The organism is Nocardioides luteus, from assembly GCF_000960475.2.
Taxonomy (GTDB): Bacteria; Actinomycetota; Actinomycetes; order Propionibacteriales; family Nocardioidaceae; genus Nocardioides; species Nocardioides luteus_A.
The window spans coordinates 1-16997 of sequence record NZ_JZDQ02000062.1; the positions used below are offsets into that span (position 1 = coordinate 1).

The following is a 16997-nucleotide window of genomic DNA, read 5'->3' on the forward strand; positions in this document are numbered from 1 at the left end:
CCGTCGCGAGCGCATCGGCACCCACACCCCCGTACGCCTCCGGGACATGCGGCGCGAAGAACTCGGTCTCCACCAGCGCATCATGCGCCTCCTGCGGATAACGAGCCTCCTCATCGACCGCAGCCGCAGCCGGCGCGATCTTCGCATCACAGATCTCACGGATGGCCCTGCGGATCTCCTGGTGCTCCTCGGAGAGGGCGAACAACGGGTACTCGGCACTCATGTCTCGGAGTCTATGCCTGTTTGCTACTCGCCAGTACGTTGGCGGGTCACGGAATCCCCGACGCAGGGTTGTTGTTGTGCTCCACATGACCGCCGCGTGGCTCGACCAGGACACCATCGACAAGCTCCTCGACGATTCCGAGACGTGGGCGATCGTCGGCCTCTCGGGCGATCCGTGGCGTACGGCCTATGCGATCGCCCAGGAGCTCCAGGAGCACGGCAAGCGGATCATCCCGATCCACCCGGGTGCCGCGGCCGAGGGCAAGGAGGTGCTCGGCGAGAAGGTCTACGCGACCCTGGCCGATGCCACCGCGGCCGCCGGGAAGATCGACGTCGTCGACGTCTTCCGCCGCTCCGAGGCCGCCGGCCAGTTCGCCGACGAGGCCGTCGCGATCGGCGCCGGGGGCGTCTGGTTCCAGATGGGCGTGATCGACAAGGCCGCCTTCGAGCGCACGGCAGCGGCCGGCGTACCGATGGTCATGGACACCTGCCCCAGCAAGATCTGGTTCGAGCGCGGCCGGGCGGGCGCTCGACGGTAGGGCTACGGCTCGAACGTCATCGTCCGCAGGTGCTCGTAGATCACCGAGGTCTCGACGTCGGCGATCTCGGCCCGCGAGGTGAGCCGGTCGATCACGAACGCGTAGAGCGCGTCGTTGTCGGGGACCGCGACATGGACGATGAAGTCCATCCGGCCGGAGGTGACGAAGACCCCGACGGCCTCGGGAAGCGCGCCGACCCAGTCGCGGAAGGACTCGATGTTGGCGCGCGAGGGCGGTCGGATGCGTACGGCGACGAGCGCCTGCACACCTCGGTCGATCTGACGGAGGTCGAGGTCGAGGTACGCCCCGCGGATGAGGCCACGGCGCTGCATCGCCCGGGCACGGTCGTGCACGGTGGTCGCCGAGACCCCGACCTCGGCGGCGATGTCTCGAAGGCTCCGCCGTGCATCCATCGTCCAGGCGGCCAGAATCTGACGGTCGACTTCGTCCATGCACGCCAGAATATGCGTTCTGTCTGACAATGCACGGCCCGATTGCGATCTCTCCTGACATTCTCAAGACTTGTCGTCGAATCAGTTGGCGAATGACAGGAGTCAGAGCGATGAGCACAGGTGTCGACACGGCGACGATCGGGTTCGCCCCGGACGAGATCGACCAGTCCGCGAGCACGCGCGAGGTGCCCTTCAAATGGGTGGTCGTCGTCGACCAGAACCTTCCCGCTGGACGCGCCGTGAACGCGGCCGTCTGCGTCGCGGGGGCGACCACGCAGCGTACGGCCGGGCTCCTCGGCGAGGACGCGGTCGACGCCGACGACTCGACGCACCCGGGCCTGCCGTGGATCGGCTGCACGGTGCTGGGCGCCCCGGCGCAGCGGCTGACCGACCTGCGTCGTCAGGCGGTCGCCCAGCCCGGGGTGGCGGTCATCGACATGCCTACCCAGGCGCAGCACACCCGGGTCTACGACGACTACCTGTTCGCCGTCGGCAGCAGCCGCGGCGCCGACCTCTCCTACTGCGCGGTCAGCCTCTTCGGCCCGCGCCGAATCATCGACAAGCTCGTCAAGGGCCTCTCGCTCCTGCCCTGAGGCTCAGGAGGTGGCGCGGCGTACGACCTCGCCCTTCTCGCGGGCGAGCTCGGCGAGGGACTTCTCGTACGCCACCAGCTTCTGCTGGAGCTCGGGGTCGGCGACGCCGAGGATGCGGGCGGCGAGAATGCCGGCGTTCTTGGCGTTGCCGATGGCCACCGTGGCGACGGGGATGCCGCCGGGCATCTGGACGATCGACATCAGCGAGTCCATACCGTCGAGGTACTTCAGCGGCACCGGGACGCCGATCACCGGCAGCGGGGTGACGGAGGCGAGCATGCCGGGCAGCGCTGCCGCGCCGCCCGCGCCGGCGATGATGACCGAGAGACCCCGGCCCGCGGCCTCACGACCGTAGTCGAGCATCTCCTGCGGCATCCGGTGGGCCGACTTCACGTCGGCCTCCCACTCGATCCCGAACTCGTCGAGAAGCTCCGCCGCGGCCTTCATCGTCGGCCAGTCGGAGTCGGATCCCATCACGATGCCTACGCGAGCGCTCATGGGGACAGGCTATGCGCCGGCCGACCTGCCTCGTGTCACCGGTCCGACCTCTGTCCGTCATCTGCATGTCGGTCCTGCCCGCTAGGGTGCTGGCCACTCTCCCCCGCGACCCGGACAAAGGCAGATGGATCCAGCTAAGAGCAGCGACCTCGTCCTCAGCGCGCCACCGAACCCGACCACGGTCGAGCGGTTCACCGGGCTGACCAAGGCGGAGCGCAAGGTGCTGCCCTCACGGGTGCGGCAGGTCTCGTCCTGGTGTCGGCAGGCGGCGTCGGCGACGGCGGCGCGAGCCGAGATCGAGCGGGAGGCGGCCGAGGCCGTCGACCACTACCGGGCGAACGCGGCCGAGCTGAAGCGCGCGGCCCAGGTGGCCTGGCGCAGCATCGGTCTCGACCGGAGCGACGGGCCTCGGCTGGCCGCGATCGCGCGGCGCCACGCGCTCGATCCGGTCGAGGAGACCACGCAGGAGCTCGTCTCGACGTTGACCGCCGGCGCAGACGACCTGACGCGGGCGAAGCGGGCGGCCGGCGCCCGGCGACTGTTCGTGCGGGGACACCGCCGCGAGGACGCGGAGCTCGCGGGCAGGAGGATCCTCGATCTGCACCGTTGGGCGGTCGACCTCCAGACCGAGGCGCGCATCGGGGAGCTGTCCAAGCTTCCGGGCGGGCGCCGCATACGGGTCCGCGACGCGCTGCTGCCGAGCGTCGGCCTCCTCGAGGCGCTCTCCGACCTGGGTTCGGAGGCCGTGCTGTCCCCGCGCAAGGGCATCATGGTGCTGCGCAACGAGGGCGAGGCGCTCAACGAGGCCAGGCGCTCCGAGGAGCCCGCGCGCCGCGCCGCGACCGACGCCGCCAACGCGGTCCGGAGCGCCGACACCGACACCGCGGTCAGGTCGCTGCCGGTCGACGAGCTCGCCGATCTGGTACGCATCGAGCCCCTCCTCGAGGCCGGGATCCGCACCGTCCACGAGGTCATCCATCCCAGCTCTGACCTGCGAGAGCTTCCCGGGGTCGGTCCGGCCACCGCGATGCGGATGCAGGAGGCTGCGCAGGCGCTGTGGCAGCGCACCTACGACGAGATGCCCCTCGCCATCGACCACGAGCGCCGCACCCCGGCAGCCACCAGGCTGCTCGCTCGGCTGGCGGAGTGGGAGGCTGGGCGGCGTACGAAGGACGCGGGAGCCGAGCTCGCCCTCGTGCAGTCGCTCCGGCCGCTGATCCGGTCTCTGGACAGCGGCGCGAGGTTCCACCTGATCCTGGCCAACGCGGCCAGCCTCGACGACTTCCACGGCGCGCTGCGGGCGATCGCCCACCGGGCCGAGATGGCGCGCCGGATCCGTCCGGGCAACCGGCCCGCCGATCCGTGGGAGGACTTCGAGAGGCGGCCGGCCGACTACTACGCGATGCTCTCCGAGCTCGGCTTCCTCACCGAGGACGAGGACAAGATCCACGGCGACCTGTCGGCCGAGATCATCGAGGCCGTACGCGCCCAGGACCTGCGCACCAACAACCTGACCGCCTCGCTGCGCGGCTACCAGCACTTCGGCGTCCGCTTCGCGCTGGTGCAGATGAAGGTGATCATCGGCGACGAGATGGGGCTCGGCAAGACGCTCCAGTCGCTGGCGGTGCTCGCTCACCTGCATGCGAAGGGCGCGTCCCACACGCTGGTCGTCTGCCCGGCCGCCGTGGTCACCAACTGGGTGCGCGAGACCGACTCCAAGACGACCCTGATCCCCCACCGGCTCCACGGCAACCGCCGCCAGAAGGCCGCCAAGATCTGGGTCGAGCAGGGCGGCGTCGCGGTGACCACCTACGAGACGCTCAACGCGATCCAGCCCTTCCTCGACCAGGTCAAGGTCGCCTGCGTCGTGGTCGACGAGGCCCACATGATCAAGTCGCCCCGCACCCAGCGCACCGAACGCGTACGCCGTGTCCTGGACGCCTCCGAGCGCGCCATCCTGCTCACCGGCACCCCGATGGAGAACCGCATCGACGAGTTCCGCAACCTGGTCTCCTACCTCCGTCCCGACCTGCTGCTCTCCGCCGACGAGTTCAACCCCCACCGCTTCCGCAAGCAGGTCGCGCCGGTCTACCTGCGCCGCAACCAGGAGGACGTGCTCACCGAGCTGCCCGACCTCGTCGAGGTCGAGGACTGGCTGCCCCTCTCGGTGGCCGACGAGAGGGCGTACGCCGAGTGCGTCCGCGACGGCAACTTCATGGCCATGCGGCAGGCCGCCATGCTCCAGGGCACGTCGTCGGCCAAGGTCGAGCGGCTGATCGAGATCGTCGGCGAGGCCGAGGAGAACGGCCGCCGCGTGATCGTGTTCTCCCACTTCAGGAAGGTCCTCGACGACCTGGTCACGCTGCTGCCGGGCGAGGTCTTCGGGCCGTTGACGGGGTCGGTACCTGCTGAGGAGCGCCAGCAGATGGTCGACGAGTTCTCCGCGGCGGGCCACGGCGCCGTGCTCGTCACCCAGATCGTCGCCGGCGGCGTCGGCCTCAACATCCAGTCGGCGTCGGTCGTGGTCATCTGCGAACCCCAGCTCAAGCCCACCATCGAATGGCAGGCCATCGCCCGCGCCCGCCGGATGGGCCAGCTCCAGTCGGTCCAGGTCCACCGCCTGCTCTCCGAGGTCGGCGTCGACCAGCGGGTCCACGACATCCTCGCCGCCAAGGCCGAGCTCTTCGACGACTTCGCCCGGGTCAGCGCCACCGCGGCCAGCAGCCCCGAGGCGTACGAGACCTCACATGCCGACGATGCCGTCACCGCCCTGGCCGCCGAGGCCTCCGACGCCGAGATCGCCCGCGACGTCGTCGCCACCGAGCGCCAGCGCCTCGGCGTCTGACCCCAGCCGAGGCGTCAGCCAGGTCGGCCGAGGCGTCAGCCAGGTCGGCCGAGGCGTCAGCCAGGTCGGCCGAGGCGTCAGCCAGGTCGGCCGAGGCGTCAGCTACGTCGGCCGAGTTGGCAGCCGCGTGCCACGTCGGCCGACCTACGTGACGCCTCGGCCGACGTACGTGACGCCTCGGCCGACGGGGGTGACGCCTCGGCTGTCAGTCGGAGTCGTTGCCGAGGTCGCCCTGGAACCAGTCGGCGGCGTGGCGGGCGCGCTCGAGGCAGTCGTCGAGGTCGTCGCCGTAGACGTTGACGTGGCCGACCTTGCGCCCGGGGCGCATCTCCTTGCCGTAGAGGTGGACGCGGAGGTGGGGGTCGCGGGCCATGGCGTGCGGGAAGCCGTCGTAGAGCCGGCCGACGTCCGGCTGGGAGGAGCCGAGGATGTTGACCATCACGGACCACTTCGCACGGGGCGCGGGAGAGCCGAGCGGGAGGTCCATGACCGCGCGCAGGTGGTTCTCGAACTGCGAGGTGACGGCGCCGTCCTGGGTCCAGTGGCCGGTGTTGTGGGGGCGCATGGCCAGCTCGTTGACGAGCAGCCGGCCGTCGACGGTCTCGAACATCTCGACCGCGAGCACCCCGGTGACGCCGAGCTCGCCCGCGATCCGCAGCGCGATCTGCTCGCCCTCGACGGCGAGCTCGGGCGAGAGGTCGGGCGCCGGAGCGATGACCTCCTTGCAGATGCCGTTCTCCTGGTAGGTGTGCACGACCGGGTACGCCGCGGCCTGGCCGCTCGGCGAACGGGCGACGATCGCGGAGAGTTCACGGCGGAAGTCGACGAGCTCCTCGGCGAGGACCTGGACCCCGGCCTCCTCGGCGACGCGCAGCGGCTCGGCGACATCGGCGACGTCGCGTACGACCCAGACGCCCTTGCCGTCGTAGCCGCCGCGGGTGGTCTTGAGGACGCAGGGGAAGCCGAAGGCCTCGACCTCGGCGACGGACGACACGATCGCGTTGCGCGGGCACGGGATGCCGAGCTCGGTCAGCCGCGAGCGCATGACGCCCTTGTCCTGGGCGTGCACCAGCGCGTCGGGCCCGGGCCGGACCGCGACACCGGCGGCCTCGAGCGCGTGCAGGTGCTCGGTCGGGACGTGCTCGTGGTCGAAGGTGACCACCTCGCAGCCCTCGGTGACCTTCTTCAACGTGTCCAGGTCGCGGTAGTCGCCGACCATCTGGTCGGGGATGACCTGAGCGGCCGACACACCCTCACCCTCGGCGAGAAGCCGAAGCGGGAGGCCGAGCGCGATTGCTGGCTGAGCCATCATGCGGGCCAGCTGGCCGCCGCCGATGATCGCAAGTGTCGGTGCGAGGGTCACGACGGACAGAATAAGGAAACTGCCCTGCTGGAGCCGATTTCGCGGATCCCCCTCACGACATCCGCGAAATCCGGCTCCCGGCAGGTTGAGAGAAGGTCAGGCCTTCTCGAAGCGCAGTCCCTTGCCGCGCAGGGTGGTGATCAGATGGGGCTTCCGAGGGTCGTCGCCCAGCTTCCGACGCACCCATCCCAGGTGCACGTCGATGGTCTTCGACGAGGTGTAGAAGGTCGCGTTCCACACGTCCCTCATCAACTCGTCGCGGGAGACGACGTCGCCAGCCCTCTTGATCAGGGCATGAACCAGGTCGAACTCCTTGCGAGAGAGCGTCAGCTCCTCATCGTTCCGCCATGCTCGCCGGGTTTCCGGGTCGAGCTTGATCTCCTGTACCTCGATCATGGAACCGACATTAGGGAGGTAAAGAGCCCTTGGCAAAGGATTGCACGATATTGCCACTGACATTTTCGTGCCAGAGTGCAACGAAATGGGCATGACAAACGTGCGCCCCCGAACGGCGCACTCAACCATGCCCACGAAGGCGCGATCAGGTAAAGCCGTCGACGCCTCGCGTTGATCGACTGTTAACTACAACGGAATGGGAACATTTCCGCGAAACCCCAGGTCAGCAGCAGCCTGGAAGGTCACGATTCAGACACGACGGACCGCAACGGGCTCCACGATCCCGAAGCCACGCACCGGTCGAGCGGCCAGTCGCCGGGTCTCGAACTCGTCCTCGGGCATGGTCGCGGCGGTCGCCTCGTCGACGATGATCCGGTTCCTGCGGGCGACCGCGGTCAGTCGTGCAGCCATGTTCACGGGCGGCCCGAAGACATCTCCGAGACGGGAGACGACGTTGCCGGAGGCGAGCCCGACACGTACGTCCGGCATCCGCGGGTCGCGGCCGATCACGTTGATGATCCCCTCGGCGGTGCCGTAGGCCTGCAGCGGATCGTCGTTGACGAAGAGCACCGAGTCACCCAGGGACTTGATGATCCGACCGCCCCAGGTCGCCACCACATCGGCGCATCGGGACTCGAAGAGCTCGACCAGGTCGCCGATCTTCTCCTCGGTCAGCGTGTTCGACAGCGCCGTGAAAGAGACGATGTCGGCGAACCCGACCGTCTGCCAGACCGTGCCCAGCTGCTCCTCGGGTCCGGCGACCGACGCCTCGGCCCGCGCGAGCGCGGCGCGCATGTGCCGGCGCCAGGCGAAGATCATCAGGTCCTCGAACGCGCTCTCGAACTGCTCGGAGACCGAGACGGTCGCCTTCAGCAGCTCGGAGGGCGAACGTTCGTCCTCGTTCTGGGTCTCGACGTGGTGCAGCAGCGCGGAGACCTCGTAGTCGGAGAGCCGCGCCATCGACTGCCCGATGCCACGGGTCAGGTTGACGACCAGGTCGAAGCTGACCAGGCCGTTGCCCGAGATCTCGTGGGCCTTGGCCAGGGCGTGCACGTCGGCCTCGTCGAAGAACGCCTCGTCGTTCCCGATCTCCGGGAATCCGAGAGCACGCCACAGACGCTTCGCCTGGTCCAGGCTCACGCCGGCCTTCTCGGCGACCTCCGCCGAGGTCAGGTTGACGGGCTGCTTCGATTTCGCCACGAACAGATCATGCCATCCGGCTCGTCAGGACTGCCTGTCACGACCGCGGACGGAGCCGAGCATGGATCACGTCGCCCGCGCCGACCACTCGCGTACCCTCGCCGGTCTCGATGACCAGCCGGCCGAAGTCGTCGATCTCTGTGGCCACGCCCTCCCAGACCTCTCCGCCCGGGAGCTCCGCGCGCACCTGCTCCCCGACGGTCACCGACAGCTCCCGGTAGCGACGGGCGAGCTCGGCGGGATCCGTACCCCAGATCTCGTACGCAGCCCCCAGCTCCTCCAGCAGCGCGACCAGCATCTCGGTGCGGTCGACGGGCGCACCGCTCTCCAGCTCCAACGAGGTCGCGGTCTCGATCGGCAGCTCCTCGCGCGTGAGCGAGGTGTTGAGCCCGAAGCCGATCACGGCGGCGGCGCCGTCAGGCACTTCGATCCGCTCGATCAGGATCCCGCACACCTTGCGTCCCTCGATGAGCACGTCGTTGGGCCACTTCAGCCCCGCCGCGTACCCCTTCTTCCGCAACGTGGACGCCACCGCGACTCCGGTCATCAGCGGCAGCCACGGCCACCGCTCCACCGGGATCGACGGGTCTGGGCGAAGGAGTGCAGAGACGGTCAGCGCGGAGCGAGCCGGGGTGACCCAGCCGCGGTCCAGGCGTCCTCGGCCCGCGGTCTGGTGCTCGGTGGTGATCACCAGACCCGCCGCCTCACCCGAGCGCGCACGCGCCGCCAGCGCGGCGTTGGTCGAGGGCGTCTGATCGAGGATCTCGACACGCCATCCGCCGGATAGCGCATCGAGCCGGGAGTGGTCAAGTGACGGGCGTCGCATCGCAGAAGGTGGCACGGGCATTACATTGGCCCTCGCACCGCACGAAGTCCAAAGGAGCACCGTGAGCGCCGAACCCACCAACGAGCCGGTCATCGACCTGCACACGACCGCCGGGAAGCTGGCCGAGCTGGAGCGTCGTCTCGACGAGGCCGTCCACGCCGGTTCCGCCAAGGCCGTCGAGAAGCAGCACGCGAAGGGCCGCCAGACCGCCCGCGAGCGCATCGACATGCTGCTCGACGAGGGGTCCTTCCAGGAGGTCGACGAGCTGGCCCGCCACCGGTCCACCGCGTTCGGGCTCGAGAAGAACCGCCCCTTCGGTGACGGCGTGGTGACCGGCTACGGCACCATCGACGGCCGCCAGGTCTGTGTCTTCTCCCAGGACTTCACCGTCTTCGGTGGGTCGCTGGGCGAGGTCTACGGCGAAAAGATCACCAAGATCATGGATCTCGCCATCAAGACCGGCTCCCCGCTGATCGGCATCAACGAGGGCGCCGGCGCCCGCATCCAGGAGGGTGTCGTCTCCCTGGGCCTGTACGGCGAGATCTTCAAGCGCAACGTCCACGCCTCCGGCGTGATCCCGCAGATCAGCCTGATCATGGGCAACTGCGCCGGCGGCCACGTCTACTCCCCGGCCGTCACCGACTTCACGATCATGGTCGACAAGACCTCCGGCATGTTCATCACCGGCCCCGACGTCATCAAGACCGTCACCGGTGAGGACATCACCATGGAGGAGCTGGGCGGCGCGCTCGCCCACAACTCCAAGTCGGGTGTGGCCCACTACATGGGCTCGGACGAGGCCGACGCGATCGAGTACGTCAAGGCGCTGCTCTCCTACCTCCCCTCCAACAACATGGAGGAGCCCCCGGCCTACGAGGAGGTCGCCGACCTGGAGATCACCGACCTCGACCGCGAGCTCGACACCTTCATCCCCGACGGCGGCAACCAGCCCTACGACATGCACGAGGTCATCTCGCACGTCGTGGACGACGAGGAGTTCCTCGAGGTCCAGCCGCTGTGGGCGCCCAACATCATCATCGGCTACGCCCGCATCGAGGGCCGCCCCGTCGGCATCGTGGCCAACCAGCCGATGCAGTTCGCCGGCACCCTCGACATCGACGCCTCCGAGAAGGCCGCCCGGTTCGTACGCACCTGCGACGCCTTCAACGTCCCGGTCATCACCTTCGTCGACGTCCCCGGCTTCCTGCCCGGCACCGACCAGGAGCACAACGGCATCATCCGCCGCGGCGCCAAGCTGATCTACGCCTACGCCGAGGCCACCGTCCCGCTGGTCACCATCATCACCCGCAAGGCCTACGGCGGTGCGTACGACGTCATGGGCTCCAAGCACCTCGGCGCCGACATCAACCTCGCCTGGCCCACCGCCCAGATCGCGGTCATGGGCGCCCAGGGCGCGGCCAACATCATCCACCGCCGCACCCTGGCCGACCTGGAGGCCTCCGGCGCCAGCACCGACGAGGTCGAGGCCAAGCGCGCCGAGCTGATCGACGAGTACGAGACCACCCTCGCCAACCCCTACATCGCCGCCGAGCGAGGCTACGTCGACGCCGTCATCCCACCCCACGAGACCCGCGCCGAGGTCACCCGCGCGCTCCGTCTCCTGCGCACCAAGCGGGAAACCCTTCCCGCGAAGAAGCACGGGAACATCCCGCTGTGACCGCGCCACAAGACCCAAAGGCCGAGCAGAAGCCCCTGCTCAAGGTCATCGACCAGAACGCCACCCCCGAGGACGTAGCCGCGATCGTGGCTGTCTTCGCGGCCATGGGGTCGGCGGGCGAGGCCCCGAAAAAGAAGCAACGCTCCCTCTGGGCCACCCCCCAGCTGCGTACGCCGCTCCACCCCGGCCCCAACGCCTGGCGCGCCAGCGGGCTGCCCCGCTGACGCTCGCTTTTACTAGACGATGACACCTCGTGAACGGATTCACGAGGTGTCATCGTCTAGTGAAGCCAGTGCTAGCGCTCATCGCTCGCTGGTGAGAGCATCCTTCGGCGTGAGCTCGTTCAGCGACGTCGAGGGCGTGTGGTCAGAGCGGTTGGGAAACCTGCGCAACGCAGTACGCCAGCAGGTCATCCGCCACCAACTGCTGGATCACACCGCTGCCGTCCGAACTGCCCTGGATGTGGGCTGCGGACAAGGCACCCAGGCCATCGAGCTCGCGGCCAACGGCATCGAGGTCACCGGGGTGGATCCGTCGCGGCCGCTGCTGGACCAGCTCACCGCCACGGCGAACGACCGCGGCGTGAGGGTCGAGACCTTTCAGGGCACCCTTGACGATCTCGACCGACTGGTCGGTGAGCGGACGTACGACCTGGTGACCGCGCACGGCCTGCTGATGTATCTGGACGATGCAAGGGCAGCCGTCGCGCAGCTCGCGAGCAAGGTCGCCGGAGGAGGCACACTGTCGGTCACCTTCCGCAACGGCGAGGCGCTCGCCTACCGCCCCGGCCTCCGCCGGCAGTGGAAGCAGGCGCTCGCCGCCTTCGACGCGACGACGTACGTCAACGAGCTGGGCGCCGACGCACAGGCGCACACCCTGGACGACGTCACCGCCTGGTGCGAGGAATCTGGTCTCCGGGTCGAGCGCTGGTACGGCGTTCGCGTGCTGACCGATGGCGCCTCGGCGGACGAGATGCCCGACCAGGAGTCGCTCGCCGACTGCATCGCCGCCGAGCTCGAGGCGGGACGACGCGATCCCTACCGCCGCCTCGGCTCCCAGCTCCACGTGATCGCCCGTGCGGCTGGCTGGGACCGCGATGTCGTCCGGAGCGCCTGACAAGATGGCTGCGTGATCACCTTCTCTCGGCGATATCTCCTGATCACCCTGGCATGGCTGCTGACCCGGGGGTGGGTGGTGATCCTCTACGGCTTTCCGGTCGCTGCCGAAGGCGTGTTCGACTGGTGGGGCGCGGAGTGGGGTGTGGTCGGCGATGTGAACTACTACCGCGACAGCCTCGACGCGCTCGCCCGGGACGGGGTCCACGGCACCCTGGTCGAGTATCCGGTGCCGGCGCTGCTCCTGCTCTGGATCCCGTACGCCGCGATCGACCTGCTCCGGCTGGGTGGCGATGCCTACATCGTGGCGGTGCTGGCGATGGCCGCGCTGACGGACCTGCTCTTCATGGTGCTGATCGTCCGCAACCGCCGAGGCGAGCACCCGAGGCTCGGGGTCTCCGGCGCCGAGGCGTTGTGGCTGGTCGCGGTCCCGGCGCTCGGGGCGACGGCGTACGCACGTTTCGATCTGTTCCCGGGGATCATGGTCGGTCTGGCGGTGCTCTACGCGACGAGGAGACCGAAGGTGGCCGCGGCGTTCGCGGCGTTCGCGACGGGCGCCAAGTACTGGCCGATCCTGGTCATCCCGGCGCTCGCGGCGAACCGTGCCGCACGCCGCGGTGTGATCCTGACCGTGGCCGGTACCGGGCTGGCACTGGCCGGGCTGAGCCTGGTCCTCGGTGGCTGGGACCGGCTCTGGACGCCGTTGGACTACCAGAGCGCGCGAGGCCTTCAGATCGAGTCGGTCTTCGCGACCCCGGCGATGTTCGAGTGGGGCCACGCCGGCCCGGCGAGCGGCTACGTCATCGACTACACCGAGTGGAAGGCGTACGACGTCAGCGGGCCGCTGGTCGAGGCCATGCTTCTCGCCGCAACGATCGCGTCCGTGGTCGTCGGTGCGCTCGTCATCGTCTGGTGGGTCCTCGCCTGGCTTCGTCTTCCGGGCGGCGAGCGGACCGAGGAGACGATCGTGTGGCTGGTGCTCGCGACCGTGGCCGCGTTCCTGGTGACCAACAAGGTGCTCAGCCCCCAGTACATGCTCTGGCTGCTTCCCGCCGCCTCCGCCGGGCTGGTCCTGCTCCGCGGTCGCGCCCGCCGGCAGCTCGGGATCTGGTCGGTCGTGCTGGTCGCGGTGACGTTGCTGACCCACGAGATCTTCCCGCGGATGTACGGCTACATGCTCGCCTTCGACGACATCGGCTCACCGTGGATCACCGAGGTGCTGGCCTGGCGAAACGGCCTGCTGGTGCTGCTCTTCCTCTACGCCGCATGGCGCACTACTCGGTTGCTGGCCGCCCTCCCCGAGCGGGGGCGGCCAGCAGCCGAGGGTCAGGAGAGGCAGACCTTGGCGACGTCGCCCTGAGCCGAGTAGATCGTGACCGGCTCCTCGGCGAACACCGGCTTGCAGGCCGCCGAGGTGAGCTCGTGCACCGTGATCCCGTCGAAGAAACCGTGGTCGTCGCAGTTCTCGTAGTTCACGTAGACGTCCCCGGGCACGCCGCCCTCGCGGAAGATCCGCAGGATGACGTACGCCGTGACCGGCTGCCCCGCCGCACAGTTCTGCGGGGTGTTGGGGCCGGAGCGGGCCGGGGCGTCCCGGATCGCCTCCACGAGACCGGAGGCGTCGGCGCCGGTGATCTCTCGCGACCCGGTCAGCGAGGCCGAGGACGGCTCGTACTCACAGATCGCGATCGACTCCGGGGCGTCACCCTCCAGGGGCGAGGTGGCCGGCTTGGTCTTCGGCCGCACCTGGTCACCCGTGGCCAGCGGCGAGGCGGTCTCGCAGCCGTAGGGGTCCTTCGGCGTCGTCCGCAGCGACCCCTTGATCTCGTAGTTGACCTTGTCGTCGCCGGGACCGGTGAGGATCGTGGCGTACGCATCCTCGATCCGGACCCGGGTCAGCAGCCAACCCTCGTGCTCCCAGGAGCCGGTCTCGTAGGTGTCACCCTTCTCGGGCTTCTGGATCAGGACGTAGGGCTGCCACAGCGAGAACGGCACCTTGCCGAACACCGGCGGGAAGTCCCTGTCCTTGGTCTCGTTGCAGGCGATCGTCGGCACCGGCTGGTTGGTGATGTTCGCGACGTAGGGCGTACGCGGCACCGTGTCCCACTGGTCGCCGGGCTCCGCGATGCACTCGGGCAGCGCCGGCGCCGTGGCGTCGGCCCACTCCTGGGGCACCTGGAAGGCGATGTCGTAGCGGACCGCCCAGCGGTTCCCGTCGGCGGGCGCCGGCAGGTCGGTGCGACCGCGCTTGGAGTAGGTGCCTTCGGGGACCGAATCCTCCGGCCCGGCGAGCGCCTCGGGCGCGTCGCCGGCACTGTCCTCGGCGCTGGATGCGTCGCTCGCGGCCGTGCTCTCGTCGCTGTTGCCGCTGGGCTGCAGGTTGGCCACGATCCCACCCAGGCCGACGACGGCCAGCACCGCGGCTGCCGCCGCCAGGATCCAGGTGGACCGGCGGCGTACGGGGGCCTTCTCCTCGGCCGTCTCCGTCTTCACGGACACCGCAGCCGGTCCGGACTCCTCAGCGTCCCCGGGGATCGCGAGCTCCCGCGGCTCGAAGCCGTCGGCGGCACGGGCCAGGGCGGCCCGGAAGGCCCGCTCCTCGCGCTCGAAGTCACTCATTGTCAACCCCCTCGTTCAATCGTTCCCTCAGCTTGGCCAGCGCCCGGTGCACATGGGACCGGGCGGTCGCCTCGGCGCAGTCGAGCACCGTCGCTATCTGTGCGAACGACAGGTCTTCGTAGAAGCGGAGCACCACCGCGGCTCGCTGGTTGGACGGCAGCGTCTGCACGAGCGCCCACGCCTCGTCCGCGTCACGCTCCTCCGGGCCGGGCTCATGCCTGGTCGCCATCGGCTCGACGTCCTCGACCAGTACCAGCCGGCGACGCTTGCGCCAGCCGCTGATCGATCCGTTGACGATGCTCCTCTTCACGTACGCCTCCGCGGTCCCGGACGCCGCCAGCGACTCCCACCGCGGCAGAGCTCGGGTGAGGGCGTCCTGCACCAGGTCAGGAGCGTCGGAGTTGTTGCCGGTCACCAGGTAGGCGAATCGCTGCAGCGCGGGACCACGCGAGGCCACCCAGGCACCGAAATCCGGCTCTGTCGCCTCATGGTCGGCATCCACAGACACCTCCTCTGGCACGTTCACACCCCCTCTACGCGAAGTCTGCCGAGTTCGTTGCGTGTCACCAGGAATTGAGTTGCCCCGGCACGTCCCGGTCCTATGGTTGGCCGGGTGACCCGTGAAGTAGACGCCCGCACCGACCGCTATGTCGAGGAGCTCTGCGCCCTCGACCCGCTCATCGCAACCTACGTCGGTGTCGCCGGCCACGACGCGGAGCTCCCCGACCTCTCTCCCGACGGGATGGCGGCGGTGGAGGAGCTCAACCGGACGGCCTACGCCGACGTGGCCGCGATCAAGCCGGTCGACGAGCGGGAGCAGGTCGCGAAGGAGGCGTTCCTGGAGCGGGTGGGGCTCGACATCGAGTTCACCGAGGCACAGCTGGACCGGAAGTTCGTCTCCGTCATCACCAGCGGAATCCACAACCTGCGCGAGGTCTTCGACCTGATGCCGACCGACACCGAGGACGACTGGGCCGCGATCGGGTCCCGGCTGGCCGGGATGCCGCAGGCGGTCGCCGGCTACACCGCGACGCTGCGCGAAGAAGCGGCGGCGGGGCGGGTCTCGGCGACGGCTCAGTACGCGAAGGTCGCCGACCAGATCCTCCTCTGGACCGGGCAGAAGGGCGCCGGTGACTTCTTCACCGGTCTGATCAAGCGCGCGCCCGAAGGAACCCCCGCCTCGCTGCGCACCGAGCTCGAGACCTCGGCGGCGAAGGCCAACGAGGCCTTCGCCGAGTTCGGGCGGTTCATGGCCGAGGACCTGGCGCCCAACGGGCTGCCGAAGGAGGCGGTCGGGCGTGACCACTACCGGCTCGCCTCGCGGCGCTTCCTGGGCGCCGAGATCGACCTGGAGGAGACGTACGCCTGGGGCTGGGAGGAGCTGAAGCGGCTCGCCGACGACATGGCTGCCACCGCCGACCGGATCCTGCCGGGATCGAGCGTGGTGGAGGCGGCGGCCCATCTCGACAAGGACCCCGCGCGGCAGCTGACCTCGACCGACGCGCTGAAGGAGTGGATGCAGGGCGCCGCCGACCGCGCGATCGCGGAGCTGGCCGACGTGCACTTCGACATCCCCGAGCCGGTCCGGCGGATCGAGTGCATGATCGCGCCGACCACCGACGGCGGGATCTACTACACCGGCCCCTCCGAGGACTTCTCCCGACCCGGTCGGATGTGGTGGTCGGTGCCGGAGTCGGTCACCTCGTTCGGCACCTGGCGCGAGCTGACCACGGTCTACCACGAGGGTGTGCCGGGACATCACCTCCAGGTCGCCCAGACCGCCTACCGGGCCGAGTTGCTCAACCGCTGGCAGCGGCTGATGTGCTGGGTCTCCGGCCACGGTGAGGGCTGGGCGCTCTACGCCGAGCGCCTGATGGACGATCTCGGCTACCTCGACGACCCCGGCGACCGGCTCGGCATGCTCGACGGCCAGTCCTTCCGGGCCGCGCGGGTGATCATCGACATCGGGATGCACCTGGAGCTGACGATCCCCGAGGACAACCCCTTCGGCTTCCACCCGGGCGAGGTGTGGACCCCCGAGCTCGGCCGCGAGTTCATCGGCCAGCACTGCCTGATGGAGGACGCCTTCCTCGACTTCGAGGTCGCCCGCTACCTCGGCTGGCCGGGGCAGGCGCCGTCGTACAAGGTCGGCGAGCGGATCTGGCTCCAGGCCCGCGAGGACGCCCGCGCCCGTGCTGGGGCTGCCTTCGACATGAAGGCCTTCCACCGTGCCGCGCTGGACCTCGGGTCTCTTGGGCTTGATCCGCTTCGTGCTGCTCTTGGTCGGATCTAGCTGCGGGGTTGGTCAGAGGCGTCTGGTCGTTGCCGTGGACGCCGTTTTCGTCCGGGTGCTGTTCTGCGGAGCTGGTCTTGGGCCGCCGACCCTGTCCTCGAGTGTTTCTCGACCTGCCCCGGTATCAAGGACGGGCCTCCGGCCGCCGGCTACGCCGGTCGCCTTCGGCGATCCTTGACACCGGACCATGTCGAGAAAGATTTGGCTGGCTATCAGGGCCGGCTGCCCCGCTGTGGCCGGGAGGCAGTCGCTTCGCGGGAGGGGCTGCCTCCGCGGTGAAAGAAGATTCATTCACTCCCCTCGGGCGAACGAAAGTTCATTCACCCCGGTCGGGTGAAAGAAGATTCATTCACTCCCC

Annotated in this window: 17 protein-coding genes; 8 read left to right on the top strand and 9 right to left on the bottom strand. The window is 69.2% G+C overall.

What is annotated here, in order from left to right:
- The coding region (locus UG56_RS26830) for an acyl-CoA dehydrogenase family protein (RefSeq protein ID WP_143055221.1) at window positions 1-223 on the bottom strand (223 nt) is incomplete at its 3' end.
- A gap of 85 nt (window positions 224-308) precedes the next feature.
- Between UG56_RS26830 and UG56_RS26835 the strand changes: the two genes are divergently transcribed.
- Window positions 309-761 (top strand): CoA-binding protein, encoded by a 453-nt coding sequence (locus tag UG56_RS26835; protein ID WP_045547350.1) that lies wholly within the window; start codon window positions 309-311, stop codon window positions 759-761.
- 2 nt (window positions 762-763) lie between these two features.
- On the opposite strand, the gene UG56_RS26840 is transcribed toward UG56_RS26835, so the two are convergent.
- Complete coding sequence (locus UG56_RS26840; protein WP_040757215.1) at window positions 764-1213, bottom strand: Lrp/AsnC family transcriptional regulator; 450 nt, start codon at window positions 1211-1213, stop codon at window positions 764-766.
- A 110-nt stretch (window positions 1214-1323) separates the two neighbouring features.
- On the opposite strand from UG56_RS26840, the gene UG56_RS26845 reads away from it, so the two are divergent.
- A complete protein-coding gene (locus UG56_RS26845; protein WP_045547349.1) occupies window positions 1324-1806 on the top strand; it encodes a DUF2000 domain-containing protein in 483 nt (160 codons plus the stop codon).
- 3 nt (window positions 1807-1809) lie between these two features.
- Here the strand turns inward: UG56_RS26845 and purE are convergent, their stop codons facing one another.
- A complete protein-coding gene (purE, locus tag UG56_RS26850) occupies window positions 1810-2304 on the bottom strand; it encodes a 5-(carboxyamino)imidazole ribonucleotide mutase (protein ID WP_045547348.1) in 495 nt (164 codons plus the stop codon).
- A 124-nt stretch (window positions 2305-2428) separates the two neighbouring features.
- Here purE and UG56_RS26855 point away from each other — a divergent pair, with 124 nt between their 5' ends.
- Window positions 2429-5149, top strand: a complete 2721-nt coding sequence (locus UG56_RS26855; RefSeq protein ID WP_084101670.1) for a DEAD/DEAH box helicase — start codon at window positions 2429-2431, stop codon at window positions 5147-5149.
- A 205-nt stretch (window positions 5150-5354) separates the two neighbouring features.
- Here the strand turns inward: UG56_RS26855 and UG56_RS26860 are convergent, their stop codons facing one another.
- The 4 genes from UG56_RS26860 to UG56_RS26875 all read right to left on the bottom strand — a co-directional run bounded on the left by UG56_RS26860 (window position 5355) and on the right by UG56_RS26875 (window position 8934).
- The gene (locus tag UG56_RS26860; RefSeq protein WP_084101672.1) at window positions 5355-6512 is read right to left on the bottom strand and encodes a 5-(carboxyamino)imidazole ribonucleotide synthase; all 1158 of its coding nucleotides are present in this window, start codon (window positions 6510-6512) and stop codon (window positions 5355-5357) included.
- Between the two features lie 96 nt (window positions 6513-6608).
- Complete coding sequence (locus tag UG56_RS26865) at window positions 6609-6908, bottom strand: winged helix-turn-helix domain-containing protein (protein WP_040757211.1); 300 nt, start codon at window positions 6906-6908, stop codon at window positions 6609-6611.
- A gap of 249 nt (window positions 6909-7157) precedes the next feature.
- Window positions 7158-8108, bottom strand: coding sequence for an adenylate/guanylate cyclase domain-containing protein (locus UG56_RS26870; RefSeq protein WP_045547347.1), 951 nt, complete (start codon window positions 8106-8108; stop codon window positions 7158-7160).
- A gap of 37 nt (window positions 8109-8145) precedes the next feature.
- The gene (locus UG56_RS26875) at window positions 8146-8934 is read right to left on the bottom strand and encodes a biotin--[acetyl-CoA-carboxylase] ligase (RefSeq protein WP_045547346.1); all 789 of its coding nucleotides are present in this window, start codon (window positions 8932-8934) and stop codon (window positions 8146-8148) included.
- Between the two features lie 61 nt (window positions 8935-8995).
- Here UG56_RS26875 and UG56_RS26880 point away from each other — a divergent pair, with 61 nt between their 5' ends.
- The 4 genes from UG56_RS26880 (at window position 8996) to UG56_RS26895 (ending at window position 13087) form a co-directional block, all read left to right on the top strand.
- Window positions 8996-10612: an acyl-CoA carboxylase subunit beta gene (locus UG56_RS26880; RefSeq protein WP_045547345.1), complete on the top strand. Its 1617-nt coding sequence runs from the start codon at window positions 8996-8998 to the stop codon at window positions 10610-10612.
- Entirely contained in the window at window positions 10609-10836 is a 228-nt protein-coding gene (locus UG56_RS26885; RefSeq protein WP_045547344.1) for an acyl-CoA carboxylase epsilon subunit, read from the top strand. Before UG56_RS26880 ends, UG56_RS26885 begins: the two co-directional genes overlap by 4 nt.
- Before the next feature lie 109 nt (window positions 10837-10945).
- A complete protein-coding gene (locus tag UG56_RS26890) occupies window positions 10946-11728 on the top strand; it encodes a class I SAM-dependent methyltransferase (RefSeq protein ID WP_177191561.1) in 783 nt (260 codons plus the stop codon).
- Between the two features lie 12 nt (window positions 11729-11740).
- Window positions 11741-13087 carry a glycosyltransferase 87 family protein gene (locus UG56_RS26895; RefSeq protein WP_045547343.1) on the top strand — a complete coding sequence of 449 codons (1347 nt, stop codon included), beginning with the start codon at window positions 11741-11743 and terminating at the stop codon, window positions 13085-13087.
- Here UG56_RS26895 and UG56_RS26900 read toward each other — a convergent pair.
- Together UG56_RS26900 and UG56_RS26905 are read right to left on the bottom strand one after the other, a co-directional pair.
- Window positions 13054-14346 carry a hypothetical protein gene (locus UG56_RS26900; protein WP_045547342.1) on the bottom strand — a complete coding sequence of 431 codons (1293 nt, stop codon included), beginning with the start codon at window positions 14344-14346 and terminating at the stop codon, window positions 13054-13056. The two genes, UG56_RS26895 and UG56_RS26900, sit on opposite strands and share 34 nt — an antisense overlap.
- A complete protein-coding gene (locus tag UG56_RS26905; RefSeq protein ID WP_052693210.1) occupies window positions 14339-14848 on the bottom strand; it encodes a SigE family RNA polymerase sigma factor in 510 nt (169 codons plus the stop codon). Before UG56_RS26905 ends, UG56_RS26900 begins: the two co-directional genes overlap by 8 nt.
- Window positions 14849-14959: 111 nt before the next feature.
- Here UG56_RS26905 and UG56_RS26910 point away from each other — a divergent pair, with 111 nt between their 5' ends.
- A complete protein-coding gene (locus UG56_RS26910) occupies window positions 14960-16639 on the top strand; it encodes a DUF885 domain-containing protein (protein WP_218145300.1) in 1680 nt (559 codons plus the stop codon).
- The last annotated feature ends 358 nt before the right edge of the window (window positions 16640-16997 follow it).